The organism is Pauljensenia sp. UMB1177, assembly GCF_030217965.1.
In the GTDB taxonomy this organism is placed as follows: domain Bacteria; phylum Actinomycetota; class Actinomycetes; order Actinomycetales; family Actinomycetaceae; genus Pauljensenia; species Pauljensenia turicensis_A.
Window position 1 is genome coordinate 59863 of the sequence record NZ_JASOOV010000002.1, and the last position, 16691, is coordinate 76553.

Below are 16691 nucleotides of genomic sequence, written 5' to 3' on the forward strand. Positions count from 1 at the left end.
CATCTGCAATGACTACTGACAACAAGCAGCACGCAGCTGCGCCGATTAAGGCGTTGCTCGGCCGCAAGCTCGGCATGACCCAGGTTTGGGACGCTGACGGCCGCCTCGTGCCCCTCACTGTCGTGCAGGTCGGCACTAACATTGTGACCCAGGTTCGCACCGAAGAGGTCGACGGCTACTCTGCCGTTCAGATCGGTTTCGGCGAAATCGAAGCACGCAAGGTCACCAAGCCTCTCGCAGGCCACTTCGCAAAGGCTGGCGTCGAACCCCGTCGTCACCTGACCGAGGTCCGCACCTCCGCCCATGACTCTTACGAGGTGGGTCAGGAACTCGACGCTTCCACCTTCGAGGCTGGACAGGCTGTTGACGTTTCCGGCAACACCAAGGGCAAGGGCTTTGCAGGCGTTATGAAGCGTCACGGCTTTGCCGGCGTTTCCGCTTCGCACGGTGCACACCGTAACCACCGCAAGCCCGGTTCGATCGGTGCTTGCGCAACCCCAGGACGCATCTTCAAGGGCCTGCGCATGGCCGGCCGCATGGGTGGCGTTCGTCGTACCGTCCAGAACCTCAAGGTCCAGGCAGTCGACACCGAGAAGGGCTTGCTGCTCATCAGTGGCGCCATCCCGGGTCCGAAGAACTCCGTGGTCCTGGTTCGCTCGTCCGTGAAGGGTGCGTGAAATGGCTGACGTTCAGACCATCGACGTCTTCGATCTCAAGGGCAAGAAGGCAGCTTCGGTTGACCTCCCCGCCGAGATCTTCGACGTTCCCACGAACATTCCGCTGATGCACCAGGTCGTCGTCGCACAGCTTGCTGCTGCCCGACAGGGTACGCACGCAACCAAGACGCGTGGCATGGTTTCTGGTGGCGGCAAGAAGCCGTTCCGCCAGAAGGGCACCGGTAACGCTCGTCAGGGCTCGATCCGTGCACCGCACTTCACCGGTGGTGGCGTCGTCCACGGCCCGCAGCCACGTGACTACGATCAGCGCACCCCCAAGAAGATGAAGCAGGGCGCACTCCGCTCCGCTCTGTCTGACCGTGCACGCGCAGGTCGCATCCACATCGTCACCGCTCTCATCGAAGGTGAGAAGCCGTCGACGAAGTCCGCTCTCGCAGCGCTTCGCGCGATCGTCGAGGACCGTCAGGCTCTCGTCGTCATCGAGCGTAACGATGAGCTCACCGCTCTCAGCCTGCGTAACGCTCCCGAGGTTCACGTCCTTTGGGCAGACCAGCTGAACACCTACGACGTCCTTGACGCCGACGATATCGTGTTCACTCTGGCAGCCATGGAGTCCTTCCTCGGCACCAAGGAGGAGACCAAGTGAGCACCCTCGAAGCGGGCAAGAACCCGCGCGACATCATTCTGAAGCCCGTCGTCACCGAGAAATCCTCCATCCTCATGGATGAAGGCAAGTACACCTTCGAGGTTGACCCGCGCGCCAACAAGACCGAAATCAAGATTGCCATCGAAGAAATCTTCGGTGTCAAGGTCGGTCAGGTGGCCACTCAGAACCGTAAGGGCAAGACCTACCGGACCCGCACGGGTCAGGGCAAGCGCAAGGACGTCAAGCGAGCAATCGTGACCCTGCGTGAAGGCGCCATCGACATCTTCGGCGATCAGGCCTGAAAACCGGAGAGGTAGAGGACAAAAATGGGAATCCGCAAATACAAGCCCACGACCCCGGGTCGTCGTGGCGCGTCGGTCTCCGATTTCGTTGAGATCACCCGCTCCGAGCCCGAGAAGTCGTTGGTTCGTCCGCTGCACAAGACCGGTGGACGTAACTCGAACGGCCGCGTGACCTCGCGTCACCGTGGCGGTGGCCACAAGCGTCAGTACCGCGTCATCGACTTCCGTCGTCATGACAAGGACGGCGTCCCGGCAGTCGTCGCTCACATCGAGTACGACCCGAACCGTACCGCTCGCATCGCCCTCCTGCACTACGCAGATGGCGAAAAGCGCTACATCCTGGCACCGGCCAAGCTGAACCAGGGTGACCGCATCGAAGCAGGCGCCGGCGCCGATATCAAGCCCGGTAACAATCTGCCGTTGCGTAACATCCCGCTCGGTACCGTTATCCACGCTGTCGAACTCAAGCCCGGTGGCGGCGCAAAGATCGCCCGCTCCGCCGGTTCGTCCGTTCAGCTCGTCGCCAAGGAAGGCCGCTTCGCCCAGTTGCGTATGCCGTCCGGCGAAATCCGCAACGTCGAAATCACCTGCCGTGCAACGGTCGGCGAGGTCGGCAACGCTGAACAATCCAACATCAACTGGGGCAAGGCCGGCCGTATGCGCTGGAAGGGCAAGCGCCCGCACGTCCGTGGTGTTGTTATGAACCCGGTTGATCACCCGCACGGCGGTGGTGAAGGTCGTACCTCTGGTGGCCGTCATCCGGTTAGCCCGTGGGGTAAGCCTGAGGGTCGTACCCGCCGTCCGAACAAGGACAGCGATCGCCTGATCGTTCGCCGTCGCAAGACCGGTAAGAACCGCTGAGTAGGAGTCGATAACTATGCCACGCAGTTTGAAGAAGGGCCCGTTCGTCGACGACCACCTGCTCAAGAAGGTGGACGCCGCAATCGAATCCGGCTCAAAGAATGTCATCAAGACTTGGTCGCGTCGCTCGGTCATCACCCCGGATTTCCTGGGTCTGACCTTTGCGGTGCACGATGGCCGCAAGCATGTTCCCGTCTTCATCACCGAGTCGATGGTGGGTCACAAGCTTGGCGAGTTCGCTCCCACGCGTACTTTCCGCAGCCACGACAAGGACGATCGAAAGGGACGCCGGCGCTGAGCCGGCCTCCACGGAAGAAGAGGCAGATAAATGGAAGCTAAGGCGCAGGCGCGTTTTGTCCGCGTCACGCCCCAGAAGGCCCGCCGTGTCGTGAACGAGGTTCGTGGCAAGGCTGCTCTGGAGGCCGCTGACATCCTGCGGTTTGCACCGCAGGCAGTCGCCACCGATGTCCGCAAGGTGCTCATGAGCGCCGTTGCCAACGCGAAGGTCAAGGCCGAACAGGCTGGCGAAACCTTCAACGAGGCAGACCTGCTGGTCATCGAAGCATTCGTCGATGAAGGTCCGACCATGAAGCGGTTCCGCCCGCGTGCACAGGGACGCGCAGGTCGCATCCTGAAGCGCACGAGCCACATCACCCTCGTCGTCGGTACCAAGGAAGACAAGAAGAAGGGAGCCCGCTGAAATGGGCCAGAAGGTTAACCCCACAGGGTTCCGCCTGGGAATCACCACGGATCACCGCTCCCGCTGGTTCTCCGACTCGACCACCAAGGGACAGCGTTACTCTGACTACGTTGCAGAGGACGTTGCAATCCGCAAGAACTTGACCGAGAACCTCGAGCGCGCAGGCATCTCGAAGGTCGATATTGAGCGTACGCGTGATCGCGTTCGCGTTGACCTCCACACCGCTCGCCCGGGCATTGTCATTGGTCGTCGTGGTGCAGAGGCTGATCGCCTCCGCCAGAACCTCGAAAAGCTCACCGGCAAGCAGGTTCAGCTCAACATCCTCGAGGTCAAGAACCCCGACATGGATGCTCAGCTTGTCGCACAGGGCATTGCAGAACAGCTCGCTGCTCGCGTTTCCTTCCGTCGTGCAATGCGCAAGGGCATTCAGTCCGCGCAGCGCGCAGGCGCCAAGGGTATTCGTGTTCAGGTTTCCGGTCGCCTCGGTGGCGCCGAAATGAGCCGTTCCGAGTTCTACCGTGAGGGTCGCGTTCCGCTTCATACCCTCCGCGCGAACATTGACTACGGATTCCACGAGGCACGCACGACCTTCGGTCGTATCGGTGTCAAGGTGTGGATCTACAAGGGCGACATCACCGAGCGCGAGTTCGCACGCCAGCAGGCCGAGCAGGCCAACCGTGGCGGACGTCGCAGTGATCGTCGTGGCCAGCGCCGCGGCGGACGCCAGAACCAGGAGACCGCTCAGCAGCAGGCGCCCGCAACCGAGGCGCCCGCAGCTACTGAAAACGGATCGGAGGCCTGAGCCCAATGCTCATTCCCCGTCGTACAAAGTGGCGCCGTCAGCACCGCCCGCACCGTACCGGTAATGCAACCGGTGGCACCGAACTGGCGTTCGGCGATTACGGTATCCAGGCACTCACCGGCGCATACGTGACCAACCGTCAAATCGAGGCAGCTCGTATCGCTATGACGCGTCACATCAAGCGTGGCGGCAAGGTGTGGATCAACATCTTCCCGGACCGTCCGCTGACCAAGAAGCCGGCTGAAACCCGAATGGGTTCCGGTAAGGGCGCGGTTGAATGGTGGGTTGCCCCCGTCAAGCCGGGTCGTATTCTGTTCGAGCTGGGTGGCGTCGACGAGGCGCTTGCACGCGAAGCTATGCGTCGCGCTCAGCACAAGCTTCCGATGAAGACCCGTTTCGTGGTCCGAGAGGGTGGTGACATCTGATGGCGGAAAAGGCACTTACCCCTTCCGACCTCGATGCCATGGACGACGCCCAGCTGTCCAAGGAACTCGAGAAGGCTAAGGCCGAGCTCTTTAACCTGCGCTTCGCGCAGGCTGTTGGCAACCTCGAGGATCATGGTCGCATGAAGACCGTGCGCCGTGACATCGCCCGTATCTACACGATCGCGCGTGAGCGGGAGCTTGGCTACCGCACCGCCCCGAGCACTGAGGAGTGATTCTGATGGCAGATAGCACCGCGCGTAACGACCGCAAGGTTCGTATTGGCCTGGTTGTCTCTGACAAGATGGATAAGACCGTCGTTGTCCAGATTGAGGATCGTGTGAAGCACGCCCTCTACGGCAAGGTCATGCGTCGTAACAAGAAGGTCAAGGTTCATGATGAGAACAACGAATGTGGCATTGGCGATCGCGTTCGCATCATGGAGACTCGTCCGCTTTCCGCTACCAAGCACTGGCGAGTAGTGGAGATCATCGAAAAGGCCAAGTGATTCGTCACTGAGGTTTGTAAGGAGCCCGGTTCCCCGGTTTGGGGAGCCGGGCTCCCTGCTGTTTTGCGCGCTTTCCCCGCGCTTGTTCACGAAATAGCGCCTCAAGGTGACTGCGCTTGTCCACGCTTGAACCTGCTTGTTCACTGTTGGCCACCCCTTTTTTGGCCGCGCTTGTTCAAGAAATCGAACATCGTTCTTCGCGCCTATTCGCGTGTGTTGGTTAATGAAGCTGCGTGGCCTCGTGAACTCGAAACGGTGAACAAGCGCGGGGTGGAGGGAGGGGATGTTGGCGAACAAGCGCGGTGGATGGGGCACACCTCACGAAACTGGCGGTTTCAAGTCAGTGGGGAAGTGGGGTACTCTTGGAGGGTTGCGTGACGCAAGGTGCACTGTGCCTCGCGTCGGTAGTGAGAGCGAGCAACACCATATTTAATCCTGTGGTGCGTTCTCACTATTGTCGGCATCGATGCGCAATAGTTCATGCACGTTCGGCAAGGCTCGAGGGAAGTAATGCTCCCAACAGAACCAGCTCGACAACAGGAGTCAATAGAAAATGATCCAGCAGGAGTCGCGACTTAAGGTCGCCGACAACACGGGTGCAAAGGAAATCCTGACCATCCGCGTGCTCGGTGGCTCGGCTCGACGCTACGCGGGTATTGGCGACACCATCGTCGCCACCGTCAAGGACGCAATCCCCGGCGGCAACGTCAAGAAGGGCGAAGTCGTCAAGGCAGTCGTAGTCCGCACTCGCAAAGAAACCCGCCGTCCCGACGGTTCGTACATTCGTTTCGATGAGAACGCAGCCGTCATTATCAATTCCAACGGCGAACCGCGTGGCACGCGTATCTTCGGCCCAGTCGGCCGTGAGCTGCGCGACAAGCGCTTCATGCGTATCGTCTCGCTCGCACCGGAGGTGATCTGATGGCAGCCAAGATCCGTAAGGGTGACCTGGTTGAGGTCGTTCGCGGTCGTTCATCCGACGAGAAGAAGCTCGCAGAGCGCAACGCCCACCGTGCAGCCGAGGGCCTCGAACCCCTCAAGGCTGGCGACAAGGGCAAGCAGGGACGCGTCATCAAGGTTTTCCCGGCTGAGGGCAAGGTTCTCGTCGAAGGCATCAACCTGAAGACCCGTCACGTTCGCCAGGGCCAGACCCAGGGGCAGACCGGCGGCATCGAGACCATCGAAGCCCCGATCTCGATCGCAAAGGTCGCACTGGTCGATCCCGAAACCAAGCAGCGCGTGCGCGTCGGCTTCCGCGAGGATGTCGTCGAGCGCGATGGCCGCACCCGCACCGTCCGCGTTCGCGTGACCCGCGGTGGCGCCAAGCGCGGCATCGAGCAGGGCAAGGAGATCTGAACATGACCCCGCGTCTCAAGGAAAAGTACGTCTCCGAAATTCGTGACGCTCTCCGCACCGAGTTCAAGCATGAGAACATCATGCAGGTTGCCGGTCTGACCAAGATCGTCGTGAACATGGGTGTGGGTGAGGCAGCTCGCGATTCGAAGGCACTCGAGGGCGCAATCCGCGACCTCACCGCTATCACTGGCCAGAAGCCCGTGACCACCAAGGCAAAGAAGTCCATCGCACAGTTCAAGCTACGCGAAGGCCAGGCCATCGGTGCTCACGTCACGCTCCGTGGCGATCGTATGTGGGAATTCCTCGATCGTCTTCTCTCAACTGCTCTTCCGCGTATCCGCGACTTCCGCGGTCTGTCGGCCAAGCAGTTCGACGGTCACGGTAACTACACCTTCGGTCTGACGGAACAGTCCATGTTCCACGAGATCGACCAGGATTCGATTGACCGAGTTCGCGGTATGGATATCACCGTCGTTACCTCGGCCTCCACCGATGATGAGGGCCGTGCGCTCCTGCGTCATCTCGGATTCCCGTTCAAGGAGGACTGACCCATGGCGAAGACATCCCTGAAGGTCAAGGCCGCACGTAAGCCGAAGTTCGGCGTTCGTGCATACACGCGTTGCAACCGTTGTGGTCGCCCCCACTCGGTATACCGCAAGTTCGGCCTGTGCCGCGTTTGCCTCCGAGAGCTCGCCCTTGCTGGCGAACTCCCCGGAGTCACCAAGAGCAGCTGGTAAAACACTGACGTCGTAGGTCTCAAAAGGAGAAACCACGACGAGGAAGGGGAATTTCCCCAATGACAATGACTGATCCCATTGCAGACATGCTGACGCGTCTGCGTAACGCGAATCGTGCGCATCACGATACGGTTTCCATGCCGTACTCCAAGATGAAGAACGCGATCGCAAACATTCTGGTCGAAGAGGGCTACATTGCTTCGACCTCGGTTGAGGATGCCCGCGTGGGCAAGACCCTCACCATCACGTTGAAGTACGGTTCGCACCGCGAAGCGGCTCTCCAGGGTCTGCAGCGCGTTTCCAAGCCGGGTCTGCGCGTGTACGCCAAGTCCACCAACCTGCCTAAGGTTCGCGGCGGCCTGGGCGTGGCAATTCTGTCCACGTCCTCCGGTCTGCTCACCGACCGTCAGGCAGCCGACAAGGGTGTAGGTGGGGAAGTCCTCGCCTACATCTGGTGAACAGGAGGCTGAACAATGTCGCGAATCGGTAAGCAACCCATTGCTATCCCCGCAGGCGTCGACGTCACCGTTAACGGTGCAGACGTTAAGGTGAAGGGCAAGAAGGGCGAACTTTCACACACCGTCGCAGCCCCCATCACGGTGGCTATTGAAGACGGTCAGATTCTGGTTTCCCGTCCGGACGATGAGCGCCTTTCCTGTTCGCTCCACGGTCTGACTCGCACCCTTATTGCGAACATGATCGTTGGCGTGACCGAGGGCTACAAGAAGGAACTCGAAATCACCGGTACCGGTTACCGCGTGGTCGCCAAGGGCAAGAACCTCGAGTTCTCTCTCGGCTTCTCGCACACCGTTCCGGTCGAAGCTCCGGAAGGCATCGAGTTCACCGTTGAGTCGCAGACCAAGTTCACGGTCCACGGCATCGACAAGCAACTCGTTGGCGAAACCGCAGCTCGCATCCGCAAGCTGAAGAAGCCTGAACCCTACAAGGGCAAGGGCATCCACTACGTGGGCGAAACGATCCGTCGCAAGGTCGGAAAGGCTGGTAAGTGATGGCGTACACGGTCAAGGGCAAGGGCAAGTTCGTCGCTCGCAAGCGTCGTCACATTCGCCTTCGCAAGAAGATCAACGGTACCCCGGCGCGTCCGCGCCTGGTCGTCACCCGCTCGAATCGTCACATCGTTGCTCAGGTTATCGACGACACCGTCGGTCACACCCTGGTTTCTGCTTCCGACTTCGAGTCCGGCGTCGAAACCATGACTGGCACGAAGACCGAAAAGGCAACCAAGGTTGGCGCTCTCGTTGCAGAGCGTGCGAAGGCGGCCGGCATCACCGCCGTCGTTTTCGACCGTGGTGGCAACAAGTATTTCGGCCGCGTTGCGGCCGTCGCCGAAGCTGCCCGTCAGGGTGGCCTCGAGCTGTGACCGGATCGAAGGAAAGAGAGATCATCTGATGGCTGCACCGCAGCGAGGCAGGAACGGTCAGGAAGGCTCTGAGCGTTCGGGCGACGGCGAGCGTCGCGACCGCCGTAATGGTCGTGGCGACCGCGATACACGTCGTGGCAACGAAAAGAATGAATACATCGAACGTGTTGTGACCATCAACCGCGTTTCCAAGGTTGTGAAGGGTGGACGTCGTTTCTCCTTCACCGCTCTGGTTGTCGTGGGCGATGGCGAAGGCACCGTCGGTGTTGGCTACGGAAAGGCCAAGGAAGTTCCCCAGGCCATTTCCAAGGGCGTTGAGGAAGCGAAGAAGAATTTCATTCGCGTTCCGATGATCCGTCGCACTATCACGCACCTGGTTCAGGGTCACGATGCCGCCGGCACCGTGCTTCTGCGCCCGGCAGCACCGGGCACCGGCGTTATCGCCGGCGGTCCGGTTCGTGCAGTGCTCGAGGCAGCTGGCGTGCACGACGTGCTCACCAAGTCGCTCGGCTCTGACAACGCAATCAACATTGTTCACGCGACTGTTGATGCCCTCAAGCAACTGGAACAGCCTGAAGCTGTTGCAGCACGTCGCGGTCTTCCGCTGGAGCGCGTTGCTCCGGCTTCGATGCTCCGCGCACGCGCAGAGGGTGAAGCTGAGAAGCGGGCCAAGGCTGAAAAGGCTGAGGCAGAAAAGGCTTCCGCGGGGGTGAATGAGTGATGGCGAACATCAAGATCACGCAGACCAAGTCGTCGATCGGCGCCAAGCAGAACATGAAGGACACTCTGCGCACCCTCGGGTTGCGTAAGATCGGCCAGAGCGTCGTCCGTGAGAACACCGAGACCGTTCTCGGTGCAGTTCACACGGTTCGTCACCTGGTGACCGTTGAGGAGGTCGACTGACCATGGCGGACTCCAAGTCCACAACAGGCGAAAAGGTGCAGATCGTTAAGCTGCACCACCTCCGTCCAGCCCCCGGCGCCAAGACCGCCAAGACCCGCGTTGGTCGTGGTGAAGGCTCCAAGGGCAAGACGGCTGGTCGCGGTACCAAGGGTACGAAGGCTCGCTACCAGGTGGCTGCAGGCTTCGAAGGTGGCCAGATGCCGATTCACATGCGTCTGCCCAAGCTCCGTGGCTTCAAGAACCCCTTCCGCGTTGAGTACCAGGTCGTCAACGTTGCCAAGCTTGAGGAACTGTTCCCCAAGGGTGGCAAGGTGACGGTCGAGGATCTTGTCGCAAAGCATGCGGTTCGTGACGGCGCTCCGGTTAAGGTGCTCGGCACCGGTGAGCTCACCGTCAAGCTTGAGATCGAAGTTGACTCCTGGTCAGCTTCTGCTCAGGAGAAGATCACCGCAGCTGGCGGAACCATTTCCGCACGCTGACAGCTGATTGGGGGTGGTCCGGCATCAACCCGGATCACCCCCTTTTAGTGTCTTAAACTGATAGACGGTTCCTCGCAGAACCTTTGAACCCAAGGCCGATGTCTACACGGAGCCATTTTTCCGGTAGTCTGACACGGTCGCTAGGGCATATGCTCCAGCACTCCCGTTACCCGTAGGAGGAAGCCTTGCTTAGTGCATTTGCACAGGCGTTCCGCACCCCTGACCTTCGTCGTAAGCTGCTGTTTACGCTATTTATCATGGCGATGTTCCGCCTGGGTTCATACATTCCGACCCCCGGCGTTGACTCGACCGCGATCCAACAATGTCTTGCTCAGCAGGAAGAAGCGAATCTTCTTGACCTCGTGAACCTGTTCTCCGGTGGCGCGTTGCTCCAGCTATCGATCTTCGCACTCGGCATCATGCCGTACATCACAGCGTCGATCATCATTCAGCTTTTGCGTGTTGTCATTCCGCGTTTCGATGACCTCCATAAGGAAGGACAAACCGGTCAAGCCAAGCTGACGCAGTACACGCGTTACCTGACGATCTTCCTGGGCGTTCTACAGGCCACGACAACACTGACATTGGCTCGCACCGGACGTATGTTCTCCGGTTGTTCCGCGAACGTTTTGGCAGATGACTCTTGGTGGATGTTCCTTATCATGATCATCATCATGATGGCGGGTACCGGCGTGGTCATGTGGCTCGGCGAATTGATCACCGAGCGTGGCATCGGCAACGGCATGTCGCTCCTTATCTTTACTTCGATCATTGCCCGTCTTCCCTCCCAGATGCTGGCCATCGGTCAGTCTGGCAAGTGGGGTGCCGTGATCGCGATCCTTCTGCTCCTCTTCGCCGTTACGCTCGCTGTGGTGTTCATTGAGCAGGCTCAGCGTCGCATTCCAGTTCAGTACGCGAAGCGCATGATCGGTCGTCGCCAGTACGGTGGCACGACGACGTACATCCCGCTGAAAATCAATATGTCTGGCGTTATCCCGGTTATTTTCGCCTCGTCGATTCTTGCGTTGCCGTTGATGATTGCTCAGTTTGGTGCCCAGACCGACGGTTGGGTTCAGTGGATTTCGGCGAACCTACATCAGGGATCGTGGGTCTACCTCACGATTTATGCACTCCTGATTCTCTTCTTCGCATTCTTCTACACGGTGATTACATTCAACCCCGAAGAGGTTGCTGACAACATGAAGCGCTACGGTGGCTTCATTCCGGGTATTCGCGCAGGTCGTCCGACCGCCGAGTTCCTGTCCTACGTCATCAACCGCATTACGAGTGCCGGCGCGCTCTACCTTGTGATCGTTGCCCTGTTGCCGTCACTCCTTATTATCCCCCTGAAGATTTCGCAGTCGCAGATGCCGTTCGGGGGCACGACGCTTCTGATTATTGTGGGCGTCGGTCTGCAGACTGTGAAGGAGATTAATACTCAGCTTCAGCAGCATCACTACGAAGGATTCTTGCAATGACCGCCATGGTTCTTTTGGGTCCGCCCGGCGCAGGCAAGGGGACGCAAGCTACTCGAATCGCGGAAAAGCTGAGTATTCCGGCTATTTCTACCGGAGAGATTTTCCGTGCGAATATGTCTGAAGGCACTGAGATTGGCCTGCAGGCCAAGGCATTCATCGACCGTGGTGAGTTCGTTCCTGACTCGGTGACCAATGCGATGGTGAAGGCGCGTCTGTCTGCTCCGGACACTGCGAACGGTTTTCTTCTTGACGGCTACCCGCGCAACGTGGAGCAGGCTCATGTGCTTGCCGACATGTGCGAAGAGTTCGGCATCAAGCTTGACCTGGTTCTTGAAATCCAGGTTGATGAGGACGAAGTTGTGACCCGCATGATGAAGCGTGCCGAGGAACAGCATCGCACCGATGATACTGAGCCTGTCATGCGTCACCGCCTTGAGGTCTACCACCAGCAGACAGAACCGGTTGCGGCGTACTACGCCGACCATGATTTGCTTCAGGTTGTTGATGGTTCGGGTTCGATCGACGAAGTGACCGAGCGTATTTTCGCTGTCCTCAATTCTGTCGCGAAGAACTGACCGTTATGCAGCGTATTGAGTTGAAGACTCGAGACCAGATCCGCTGGATGCGTGAAGCTGGCTTGATTGTTGCTGACATTCACGCGAGCCTGCGCCAAGCGGTGCGCGCTGGTGTGACTACGGCTGAACTGGATGAAGTGTCCGCTGACGCGATTAGGCGCGGGGGAGCGACCTCGAACTTCCTCAATTACTACGGCTACCCAGCCACGGTCTGCATCTCCGTAAATGATGTGGTCGTCCACGGTATTCCCGGCAAGCAGAAGCTGAAGGATGGGGACATCGTCTCCTTCGACTGCGGTGCGTGGCTGCCTCACGGTGGCAAGCAGTGGCACGGTGACGCGGCGTTCTCCATCATCGTTGGTGACGAGTGGGTGGACGACGAGTCCTTCATGGCAGGAAAGCGTGGCTCGGGTGCTCACCCTCAGGGAGTTGACGAGGCCACGATGAAGCGTCGCCGTGAACTGGACGTTGTGACGCGCGAGTCTCTGTGGGCAGCTCTCGCTTCCCTCGAAAAGGGGCGTCGCATTTCCAGCGTCGGTCGTGCCGTCGAAGAAGTCGTTGCCAAGTATGACGATGAGTTCGGTTGGGAAGCCGGCATCATCGAGGAATACACAGGCCATGGTATCGGCACCGCGATGCACCAGGATCCCGAGGTCCTGAACTACGACGCTCGTGGAATCTTCCCGCGCGTGAAGCCCGGTATGGTTCTTGCGGTTGAGCCGATGCTGACTTCGGGTTCGATCGAGACCCTCACCGAGTCTGACGAATGGACTGTCCGTACCGTCGATGGTTCGGACGCCGCCCATTGGGAGCACACGGTCGCGATCCTCGACGATGGCATCAGCGTGCTCACCGCCCCCGACTATGGAAAGGCCGGGCTCGCGCCTTTCGGGGTCGAACCGATCGAGCTCTGACACAGATGTCGCAACGCTGGCTCTGCTCCTCGTGGCGAGGTCGGCGCCGTAAGCGTGGTGCGACAATGTACACAGCGACGCGGACACTTACCTTTGTCCATGCCCCGCGACTCTGCGATTCTCCTGCCGGAGTATCAGGTTGGGCGATCGCTGATCGACTGAGCCCAAGCCGACCGATCCGTTAGCGGGGGGAGTGCTCGTCCGGGGAATGTCCTGATTTCTTCGAGGAACTGCGGGTCTTCGCGACGATGACCAAGGCGTGGACGATGTAGACGAGGGCGCCCACCCAGAAGATCCAGTTCCAGCGCGGTGCAATCAACGCGACGCCTACGAGCCAGAGGGCGAAGCCGACGTCCCAGCAGACAGCCCTACCGGTTGATGCTCTGCCGTTTATGAACATGACGCCACCGTGCGTCTGAGTCTGTGCGTTATGACAAGTCCTTTGTTGATTTGAGGCAGGTGGTCCCAATATATCCATGTTTTCAAGACGGAGGGGCCACTTTCGTTACAGAAGATGCTGTGTGGAATGCGGCGATGGTGATGCTCTGTGTGGCTTCCAAATGTCATTGAAGCAACAAGGCATCACCGTAAGGCGAGGAGGGGGAGGAAGGCGAGACCTTTTGCCTCGTCCGCTGCCGCCGCTCCCTCCTTGTTGAAGAACTCGGCTCGTGCTCTCGTCCTTGTCGATGAATCCGGCCGAAGGTGAGGCAGTCGACAGGGCAGTCAACTACCAGAGGGATGTGCTTTTGCTGTACTCTAGATCTTCGGGCGTGTCGCATGTCGGCTGTGTCGTACGTGTTGCATGCGCCCCGTGGCCCTTGGGCCATGACTCATCCGAAGAACGTAGAGGACAGACGGAGGATATGGCAAAGAAAGACGGCGTCATCGAAATGGAAGGCACGGTCGTTGAGGCCCTGCCGAACGCGATGTTCCGTGTGGAACTGGCCAATGGGCACGTTGTGCTCGGCCACATTGCAGGAAAGATGCGACAGCACTACATTCGAATCCTCCCCGAGGATCGAGTTCTCGTCGAACTGAGCCCCTACGACCTCTCCCGAGGCCGTATCGTCTACCGCTACAAGTAAACCCCGACACGACCGTCTACGGGCGGTGGAGGAATAACCATGAAGGTCAAGCCGAGTGTCAAGAAGATTTGTGACAAGTGCAAGGTGATCCGTCGCCACGGCAATGTCATGGTCATCTGCGACAACCCCAGGCACAAGCAGCGTCAGGGCTGAACCCCTCACGTAGCTGACCCGGGCACAAACGCCCACAGGATCACATCAAGCGCGAATACGCGACCCTTGGTTCGGAGGCCGAGGCCGGATGGCTCATCCGGAAGATGTGATGACGACCTCCGAAGAACAACTGGAGCACCAACAACATGGCACGTATTGCCGGTGTCGACCTCCCCCGCGAAAAGCGACTGGAGATTGCACTTACCTACATTTACGGAGTCGGCCGCACCCGCGCCGCCGAGACCCTCGAAGCAACGGGTGTCAGCCCGGACGTCCGCGTGAAGGACGCCACCGAGGAAGATCTCGTCAAGCTCCGTGAATACATCGAATCGAACTTCAAGGTTGAGGGCGACCTTCGTCGCGAGGTTCAGGCTGACATTCGCCGCAAGATCGAAATTGGCTCTTACCAGGGTCTTCGCCACCGTCGTGGCCTGCCGGTCCATGGTCAGCGCACCAAGACCAACGCTCGCACCCGCAAGGGCCCGAAGCGCACCGTTGCAGGCAAGAAGAAGGCCAAGTAAGGCCTAAGGACTTCCAGCTTTTACGGCGGATAGTTCTTCATACGACTGAAGAAGGAACTGTTAAACACAATGGCAGCTGCAAAAACTTCGCGCTCCGGTGCTGCTCGTAAGCCGCGCCGCAAGCTCAACAAGAACGTCACCCACGGTCACGCGTACATCAAGTCGACGTTTAACAACACCATCGTTTCCCTGACCGACACCACTGGTGCCGTTATCGCCTGGGCCTCGTCTGGCCAGGTCGGCTTCAAGGGTTCGCGTAAGTCCACCCCCTTCGCTGCGCAGCTTGCAGCAGAGGCGGCCGCGCGTCGCGCCCAGGAACACGGCATGAAGAAGGTCGACGTCTTCGTTAAGGGGCCCGGCTCCGGCCGTGAAACCGCGATCCGTTCCCTCCAGGCCGCTGGCCTCGAGGTCGGCTCGATCCAGGACGTTACCCCTCAGGCACACAACGGCGCTCGCCCCCCGAAGCGTCGTCGCGTCTGATTCGTCGCACCGGGATGCTTTGCCGTCCGGCATCGCATCCCCACGTCTGAGCACACCATTCGGTCGTGCTCACACCCTCCGTCCCACTCATGTGGGATCCACTGTCCGGCGTCATATGGCGGGCGCCGGGAAGAAAGGACCAAGACGTGCTCATTGCAGAGCGACCAATCCTCACCGAGGAAAAAGTCAGCGAACACCGTTCACGCTTCACACTCGAACCCCTCGAACCGGGCTTCGGTTACACGCTGGGTAATTCCCTGCGTCGTACCCTGCTCTCTTCGATCCCGGGCGCGGCGGTTACGTCCATCCGTATCGATGGCGTTGCCCACGAATTCCGCACTATCGAAGGTGTGAAGGAGGATGTCGCAGAGATCATCCTCAACATCAAGCAGATCGTCCTCTCCTCTGAGATGGATGAACCCGTCGTGATGTACCTGCGTAAGGCCGGCCCCGGTGTCGTCCTCGCTGGCGACATCACCCCGCCGGCAGGCGTTGAGATCCACAATCCGGATCTTCACCTTGCCACCCTCAATGACAAGGGCAAGCTCGAGATCGAACTGACCGTTGAGCGTGGACGCGGTTACGTTTCCGCAGCGCAGAACAAGGATCCTCAAGCTGAAATCTCGCGGATTCCGATCGATTCGATCTACTCGCCGGTTGTCAAGGTCACCTACAAGGTCGAGGCAACTCGTGTTGAGCAGCGTACCGACTTTGATCGCCTCGTCATCGACGTGGAGACCAAGTCGGCGATCACCCCGCGTGATGCTCTTGCATCGGCTGGTAAGACCCTTGTTGAACTGTTCGGCCTCATGCGCGAACTGAATGAGGAAGCAGAAGGCATCGAAGTGGGTCCGTCGACCACCGACGAAACCCTCGCAGCAGACCTTGCTCTGCCGATCGAAAGCCTGAACCTGCAGTCTCGTTCTTACAACGCGCTGCGTCGTCGTGGGATCCTCACCGTGGGCGAGCTTGTCGCTCACTCCGAGGCTGATCTTCTTGATATTCGTAACTTCGGCACCAAGTCGATCGAAGAGATCAAGGAATCTCTGGCCACTCTCGGCATGACACTCAAGGATTCGGTTATGCCGATCCCGGGTGCCTCTGAGTCTGGTTCGGTCCAGTTCAGCGACGAACAGTCCATCTGACCCTTATGCGTCCGATGGACGCACCTAATCCGTAGGAGACACAATGCCCACCCCCAAGAAGGGTGCTCGTCTGGGCGGAAGCCCGGCACACCAGAAGCTGATCCTGTCGAACCTCGCGACTCAGCTCATCGAACACCGCGCACTCACGACCACCGAAGCCAAGGCTAAGCTTCTGCAGCCTTACTTCGAGAAGCTCGTGACCAAGGCAAAGCGTGGCGATATGCACGCTCGTCGCACGGTTGCTAAGAAGATCACCTCGAAGGAAGCGCTCTACGTGCTCTTCGACGAGATCGCGCCGGCCATCGATTCTGAGCGTCAGGGTGGCTACACCCGCCTCATCCGCGTTGGTAACCGTAAGGGTGACAACGCTCCTCTCATGCGCATCGAAATCGTTCTCGAGAAGCTCGAGAAGAAGGCTGTTGTGAAGAAGGCTGAAGACACTGCCGCCAAGGCAGCTGAAAAGCCGGCTGAAAAGGTTGAGGAAGCCCCCAAGTCCGAAGAGACCGAGGTTGAGGCATCTGAAGCTGAGTGACTAGGTCGCGGGCTTGCCCGTGATTGACTCTCAC

The 16691-nt window shown here is 59.4% G+C and carries 30 protein-coding genes; 29 read left to right on the plus strand and 1 reads right to left on the minus strand.

Features of this window, described 5'->3' with window-relative positions:
* Positions 1 to 8: 8 nt before the first annotated feature.
* The 23 genes from rplC (at position 9) to QP442_RS03515 (ending at position 12741) form a co-directional block, all read left to right on the plus strand.
* Complete coding sequence (rplC, locus tag QP442_RS03405) at positions 9 to 677, plus strand: 50S ribosomal protein L3 (protein ID WP_006681499.1); 669 nt, start codon at positions 9 to 11, stop codon at positions 675 to 677.
* 1 nt (position 678) lies between these two features.
* Positions 679 to 1323, plus strand: coding sequence for a 50S ribosomal protein L4 (gene rplD, locus QP442_RS03410; protein ID WP_285069616.1), 645 nt, complete (start codon positions 679 to 681; stop codon positions 1321 to 1323).
* Positions 1320 to 1625 carry a 50S ribosomal protein L23 gene (gene rplW / locus QP442_RS03415; RefSeq protein WP_006681497.1) on the plus strand — a complete coding sequence of 102 codons (306 nt, stop codon included), beginning with the start codon at positions 1320 to 1322 and terminating at the stop codon, positions 1623 to 1625. Before rplD ends, rplW begins: the two co-directional genes overlap by 4 nt.
* Positions 1626 to 1649: 24 nt before the next feature.
* Positions 1650 to 2486, plus strand: coding sequence for a 50S ribosomal protein L2 (gene rplB, locus QP442_RS03420; RefSeq protein WP_006681496.1), 837 nt, complete (start codon positions 1650 to 1652; stop codon positions 2484 to 2486).
* Between the two features lie 16 nt (positions 2487 to 2502).
* Complete coding sequence (gene rpsS / locus QP442_RS03425) at positions 2503 to 2784, plus strand: 30S ribosomal protein S19 (RefSeq protein WP_006681495.1); 282 nt, start codon at positions 2503 to 2505, stop codon at positions 2782 to 2784.
* A gap of 30 nt (positions 2785 to 2814) precedes the next feature.
* Complete coding sequence (gene rplV / locus QP442_RS03430) at positions 2815 to 3186, plus strand: 50S ribosomal protein L22 (protein ID WP_006681494.1); 372 nt, start codon at positions 2815 to 2817, stop codon at positions 3184 to 3186.
* 1 nt (position 3187) lies between these two features.
* Positions 3188 to 3988 carry a 30S ribosomal protein S3 gene (gene rpsC / locus QP442_RS03435; protein ID WP_006681493.1) on the plus strand — a complete coding sequence of 267 codons (801 nt, stop codon included), beginning with the start codon at positions 3188 to 3190 and terminating at the stop codon, positions 3986 to 3988.
* Positions 3989 to 3993: 5 nt separating this feature from the next.
* Positions 3994 to 4413: a 50S ribosomal protein L16 gene (gene rplP, locus QP442_RS03440; protein WP_006681492.1), complete on the plus strand. Its 420-nt coding sequence runs from the start codon at positions 3994 to 3996 to the stop codon at positions 4411 to 4413.
* The gene (gene rpmC, locus QP442_RS03445) at positions 4413 to 4646 is read left to right on the plus strand and encodes a 50S ribosomal protein L29 (protein ID WP_006681491.1); all 234 of its coding nucleotides are present in this window, start codon (positions 4413 to 4415) and stop codon (positions 4644 to 4646) included. Before rplP ends, rpmC begins: the two co-directional genes overlap by 1 nt.
* A gap of 5 nt (positions 4647 to 4651) precedes the next feature.
* Positions 4652 to 4918, plus strand: a complete 267-nt coding sequence (gene rpsQ, locus QP442_RS03450; RefSeq protein WP_006681490.1) for a 30S ribosomal protein S17 — start codon at positions 4652 to 4654, stop codon at positions 4916 to 4918.
* A 553-nt stretch (positions 4919 to 5471) separates the two neighbouring features.
* Positions 5472 to 5840 (plus strand): 50S ribosomal protein L14, encoded by a 369-nt coding sequence (gene rplN / locus QP442_RS03455; RefSeq protein WP_006681489.1) that lies wholly within the window; start codon positions 5472 to 5474, stop codon positions 5838 to 5840.
* Entirely contained in the window at positions 5840 to 6274 is a 435-nt protein-coding gene (gene rplX / locus QP442_RS03460; protein ID WP_285069617.1) for a 50S ribosomal protein L24, read from the plus strand. The genes rplN and rplX overlap by 1 nt, the downstream gene beginning before the upstream one ends.
* A gap of 2 nt (positions 6275 to 6276) precedes the next feature.
* Positions 6277 to 6822: a 50S ribosomal protein L5 gene (gene rplE, locus QP442_RS03465; RefSeq protein WP_101627638.1), complete on the plus strand. Its 546-nt coding sequence runs from the start codon at positions 6277 to 6279 to the stop codon at positions 6820 to 6822.
* Between the two features lie 3 nt (positions 6823 to 6825).
* The gene (locus QP442_RS03470; protein WP_006681486.1) at positions 6826 to 7011 is read left to right on the plus strand and encodes a type Z 30S ribosomal protein S14; all 186 of its coding nucleotides are present in this window, start codon (positions 6826 to 6828) and stop codon (positions 7009 to 7011) included.
* Positions 7012 to 7070: 59 nt separating this feature from the next.
* Complete coding sequence (rpsH, locus tag QP442_RS03475) at positions 7071 to 7469, plus strand: 30S ribosomal protein S8 (protein WP_006681485.1); 399 nt, start codon at positions 7071 to 7073, stop codon at positions 7467 to 7469.
* Positions 7470 to 7484: 15 nt separating this feature from the next.
* Entirely contained in the window at positions 7485 to 8021 is a 537-nt protein-coding gene (rplF, locus tag QP442_RS03480) for a 50S ribosomal protein L6 (RefSeq protein ID WP_006681484.1), read from the plus strand.
* Positions 8021 to 8392, plus strand: coding sequence for a 50S ribosomal protein L18 (rplR, locus tag QP442_RS03485; RefSeq protein ID WP_006681483.1), 372 nt, complete (start codon positions 8021 to 8023; stop codon positions 8390 to 8392). The genes rplF and rplR overlap by 1 nt, the downstream gene beginning before the upstream one ends.
* A gap of 28 nt (positions 8393 to 8420) precedes the next feature.
* Positions 8421 to 9113, plus strand: coding sequence for a 30S ribosomal protein S5 (gene rpsE, locus QP442_RS03490; RefSeq protein WP_006681482.1), 693 nt, complete (start codon positions 8421 to 8423; stop codon positions 9111 to 9113).
* The gene (gene rpmD, locus QP442_RS03495) at positions 9110 to 9295 is read left to right on the plus strand and encodes a 50S ribosomal protein L30 (RefSeq protein ID WP_179369897.1); all 186 of its coding nucleotides are present in this window, start codon (positions 9110 to 9112) and stop codon (positions 9293 to 9295) included. The genes rpsE and rpmD overlap by 4 nt, the downstream gene beginning before the upstream one ends.
* A 2-nt stretch (positions 9296 to 9297) precedes the next feature.
* The gene (gene rplO, locus QP442_RS03500; protein ID WP_006681480.1) at positions 9298 to 9774 is read left to right on the plus strand and encodes a 50S ribosomal protein L15; all 477 of its coding nucleotides are present in this window, start codon (positions 9298 to 9300) and stop codon (positions 9772 to 9774) included.
* A 185-nt stretch (positions 9775 to 9959) separates the two neighbouring features.
* Positions 9960 to 11252 carry a preprotein translocase subunit SecY gene (secY, locus tag QP442_RS03505; RefSeq protein WP_285069618.1) on the plus strand — a complete coding sequence of 431 codons (1293 nt, stop codon included), beginning with the start codon at positions 9960 to 9962 and terminating at the stop codon, positions 11250 to 11252.
* A complete protein-coding gene (locus QP442_RS03510) occupies positions 11249 to 11827 on the plus strand; it encodes an adenylate kinase (protein ID WP_285069619.1) in 579 nt (192 codons plus the stop codon). Before secY ends, QP442_RS03510 begins: the two co-directional genes overlap by 4 nt.
* 5 nt (positions 11828 to 11832) lie before the next feature.
* Entirely contained in the window at positions 11833 to 12741 is a 909-nt protein-coding gene (locus tag QP442_RS03515) for a type I methionyl aminopeptidase (protein ID WP_285069620.1), read from the plus strand.
* Positions 12742 to 12922: 181 nt separating this feature from the next.
* Here QP442_RS03515 and QP442_RS03520 read toward each other — a convergent pair whose 3' ends face one another.
* Positions 12923 to 13141: a hypothetical protein gene (locus tag QP442_RS03520; protein WP_285069621.1), complete on the minus strand. Its 219-nt coding sequence runs from the start codon at positions 13139 to 13141 to the stop codon at positions 12923 to 12925.
* 463 nt (positions 13142 to 13604) lie between these two features.
* Here QP442_RS03520 and infA point away from each other — a divergent pair, with 463 nt between their 5' ends.
* The 6 genes from infA to rplQ all read left to right on the plus strand — a co-directional run bounded on the left by infA (position 13605) and on the right by rplQ (position 16657).
* Complete coding sequence (gene infA, locus QP442_RS03525; RefSeq protein WP_040318576.1) at positions 13605 to 13826, plus strand: translation initiation factor IF-1; 222 nt, start codon at positions 13605 to 13607, stop codon at positions 13824 to 13826.
* A 39-nt stretch (positions 13827 to 13865) separates the two neighbouring features.
* A complete protein-coding gene (gene rpmJ, locus QP442_RS03530) occupies positions 13866 to 13979 on the plus strand; it encodes a 50S ribosomal protein L36 (RefSeq protein ID WP_003790577.1) in 114 nt (37 codons plus the stop codon).
* Between the two features lie 146 nt (positions 13980 to 14125).
* Positions 14126 to 14500, plus strand: a complete 375-nt coding sequence (rpsM, locus tag QP442_RS03535; protein ID WP_006681474.1) for a 30S ribosomal protein S13 — start codon at positions 14126 to 14128, stop codon at positions 14498 to 14500.
* Positions 14501 to 14569: 69 nt separating this feature from the next.
* Positions 14570 to 14980: a 30S ribosomal protein S11 gene (gene rpsK / locus QP442_RS03540; protein ID WP_006681473.1), complete on the plus strand. Its 411-nt coding sequence runs from the start codon at positions 14570 to 14572 to the stop codon at positions 14978 to 14980.
* 146 nt (positions 14981 to 15126) lie between these two features.
* Positions 15127 to 16125, plus strand: coding sequence for a DNA-directed RNA polymerase subunit alpha (locus QP442_RS03545; RefSeq protein WP_006681472.1), 999 nt, complete (start codon positions 15127 to 15129; stop codon positions 16123 to 16125).
* Between the two features lie 43 nt (positions 16126 to 16168).
* Positions 16169 to 16657 (plus strand): 50S ribosomal protein L17, encoded by a 489-nt coding sequence (gene rplQ, locus QP442_RS03550; RefSeq protein ID WP_006681471.1) that lies wholly within the window; start codon positions 16169 to 16171, stop codon positions 16655 to 16657.
* Positions 16658 to 16691: the final 34 nt, after the last annotated feature.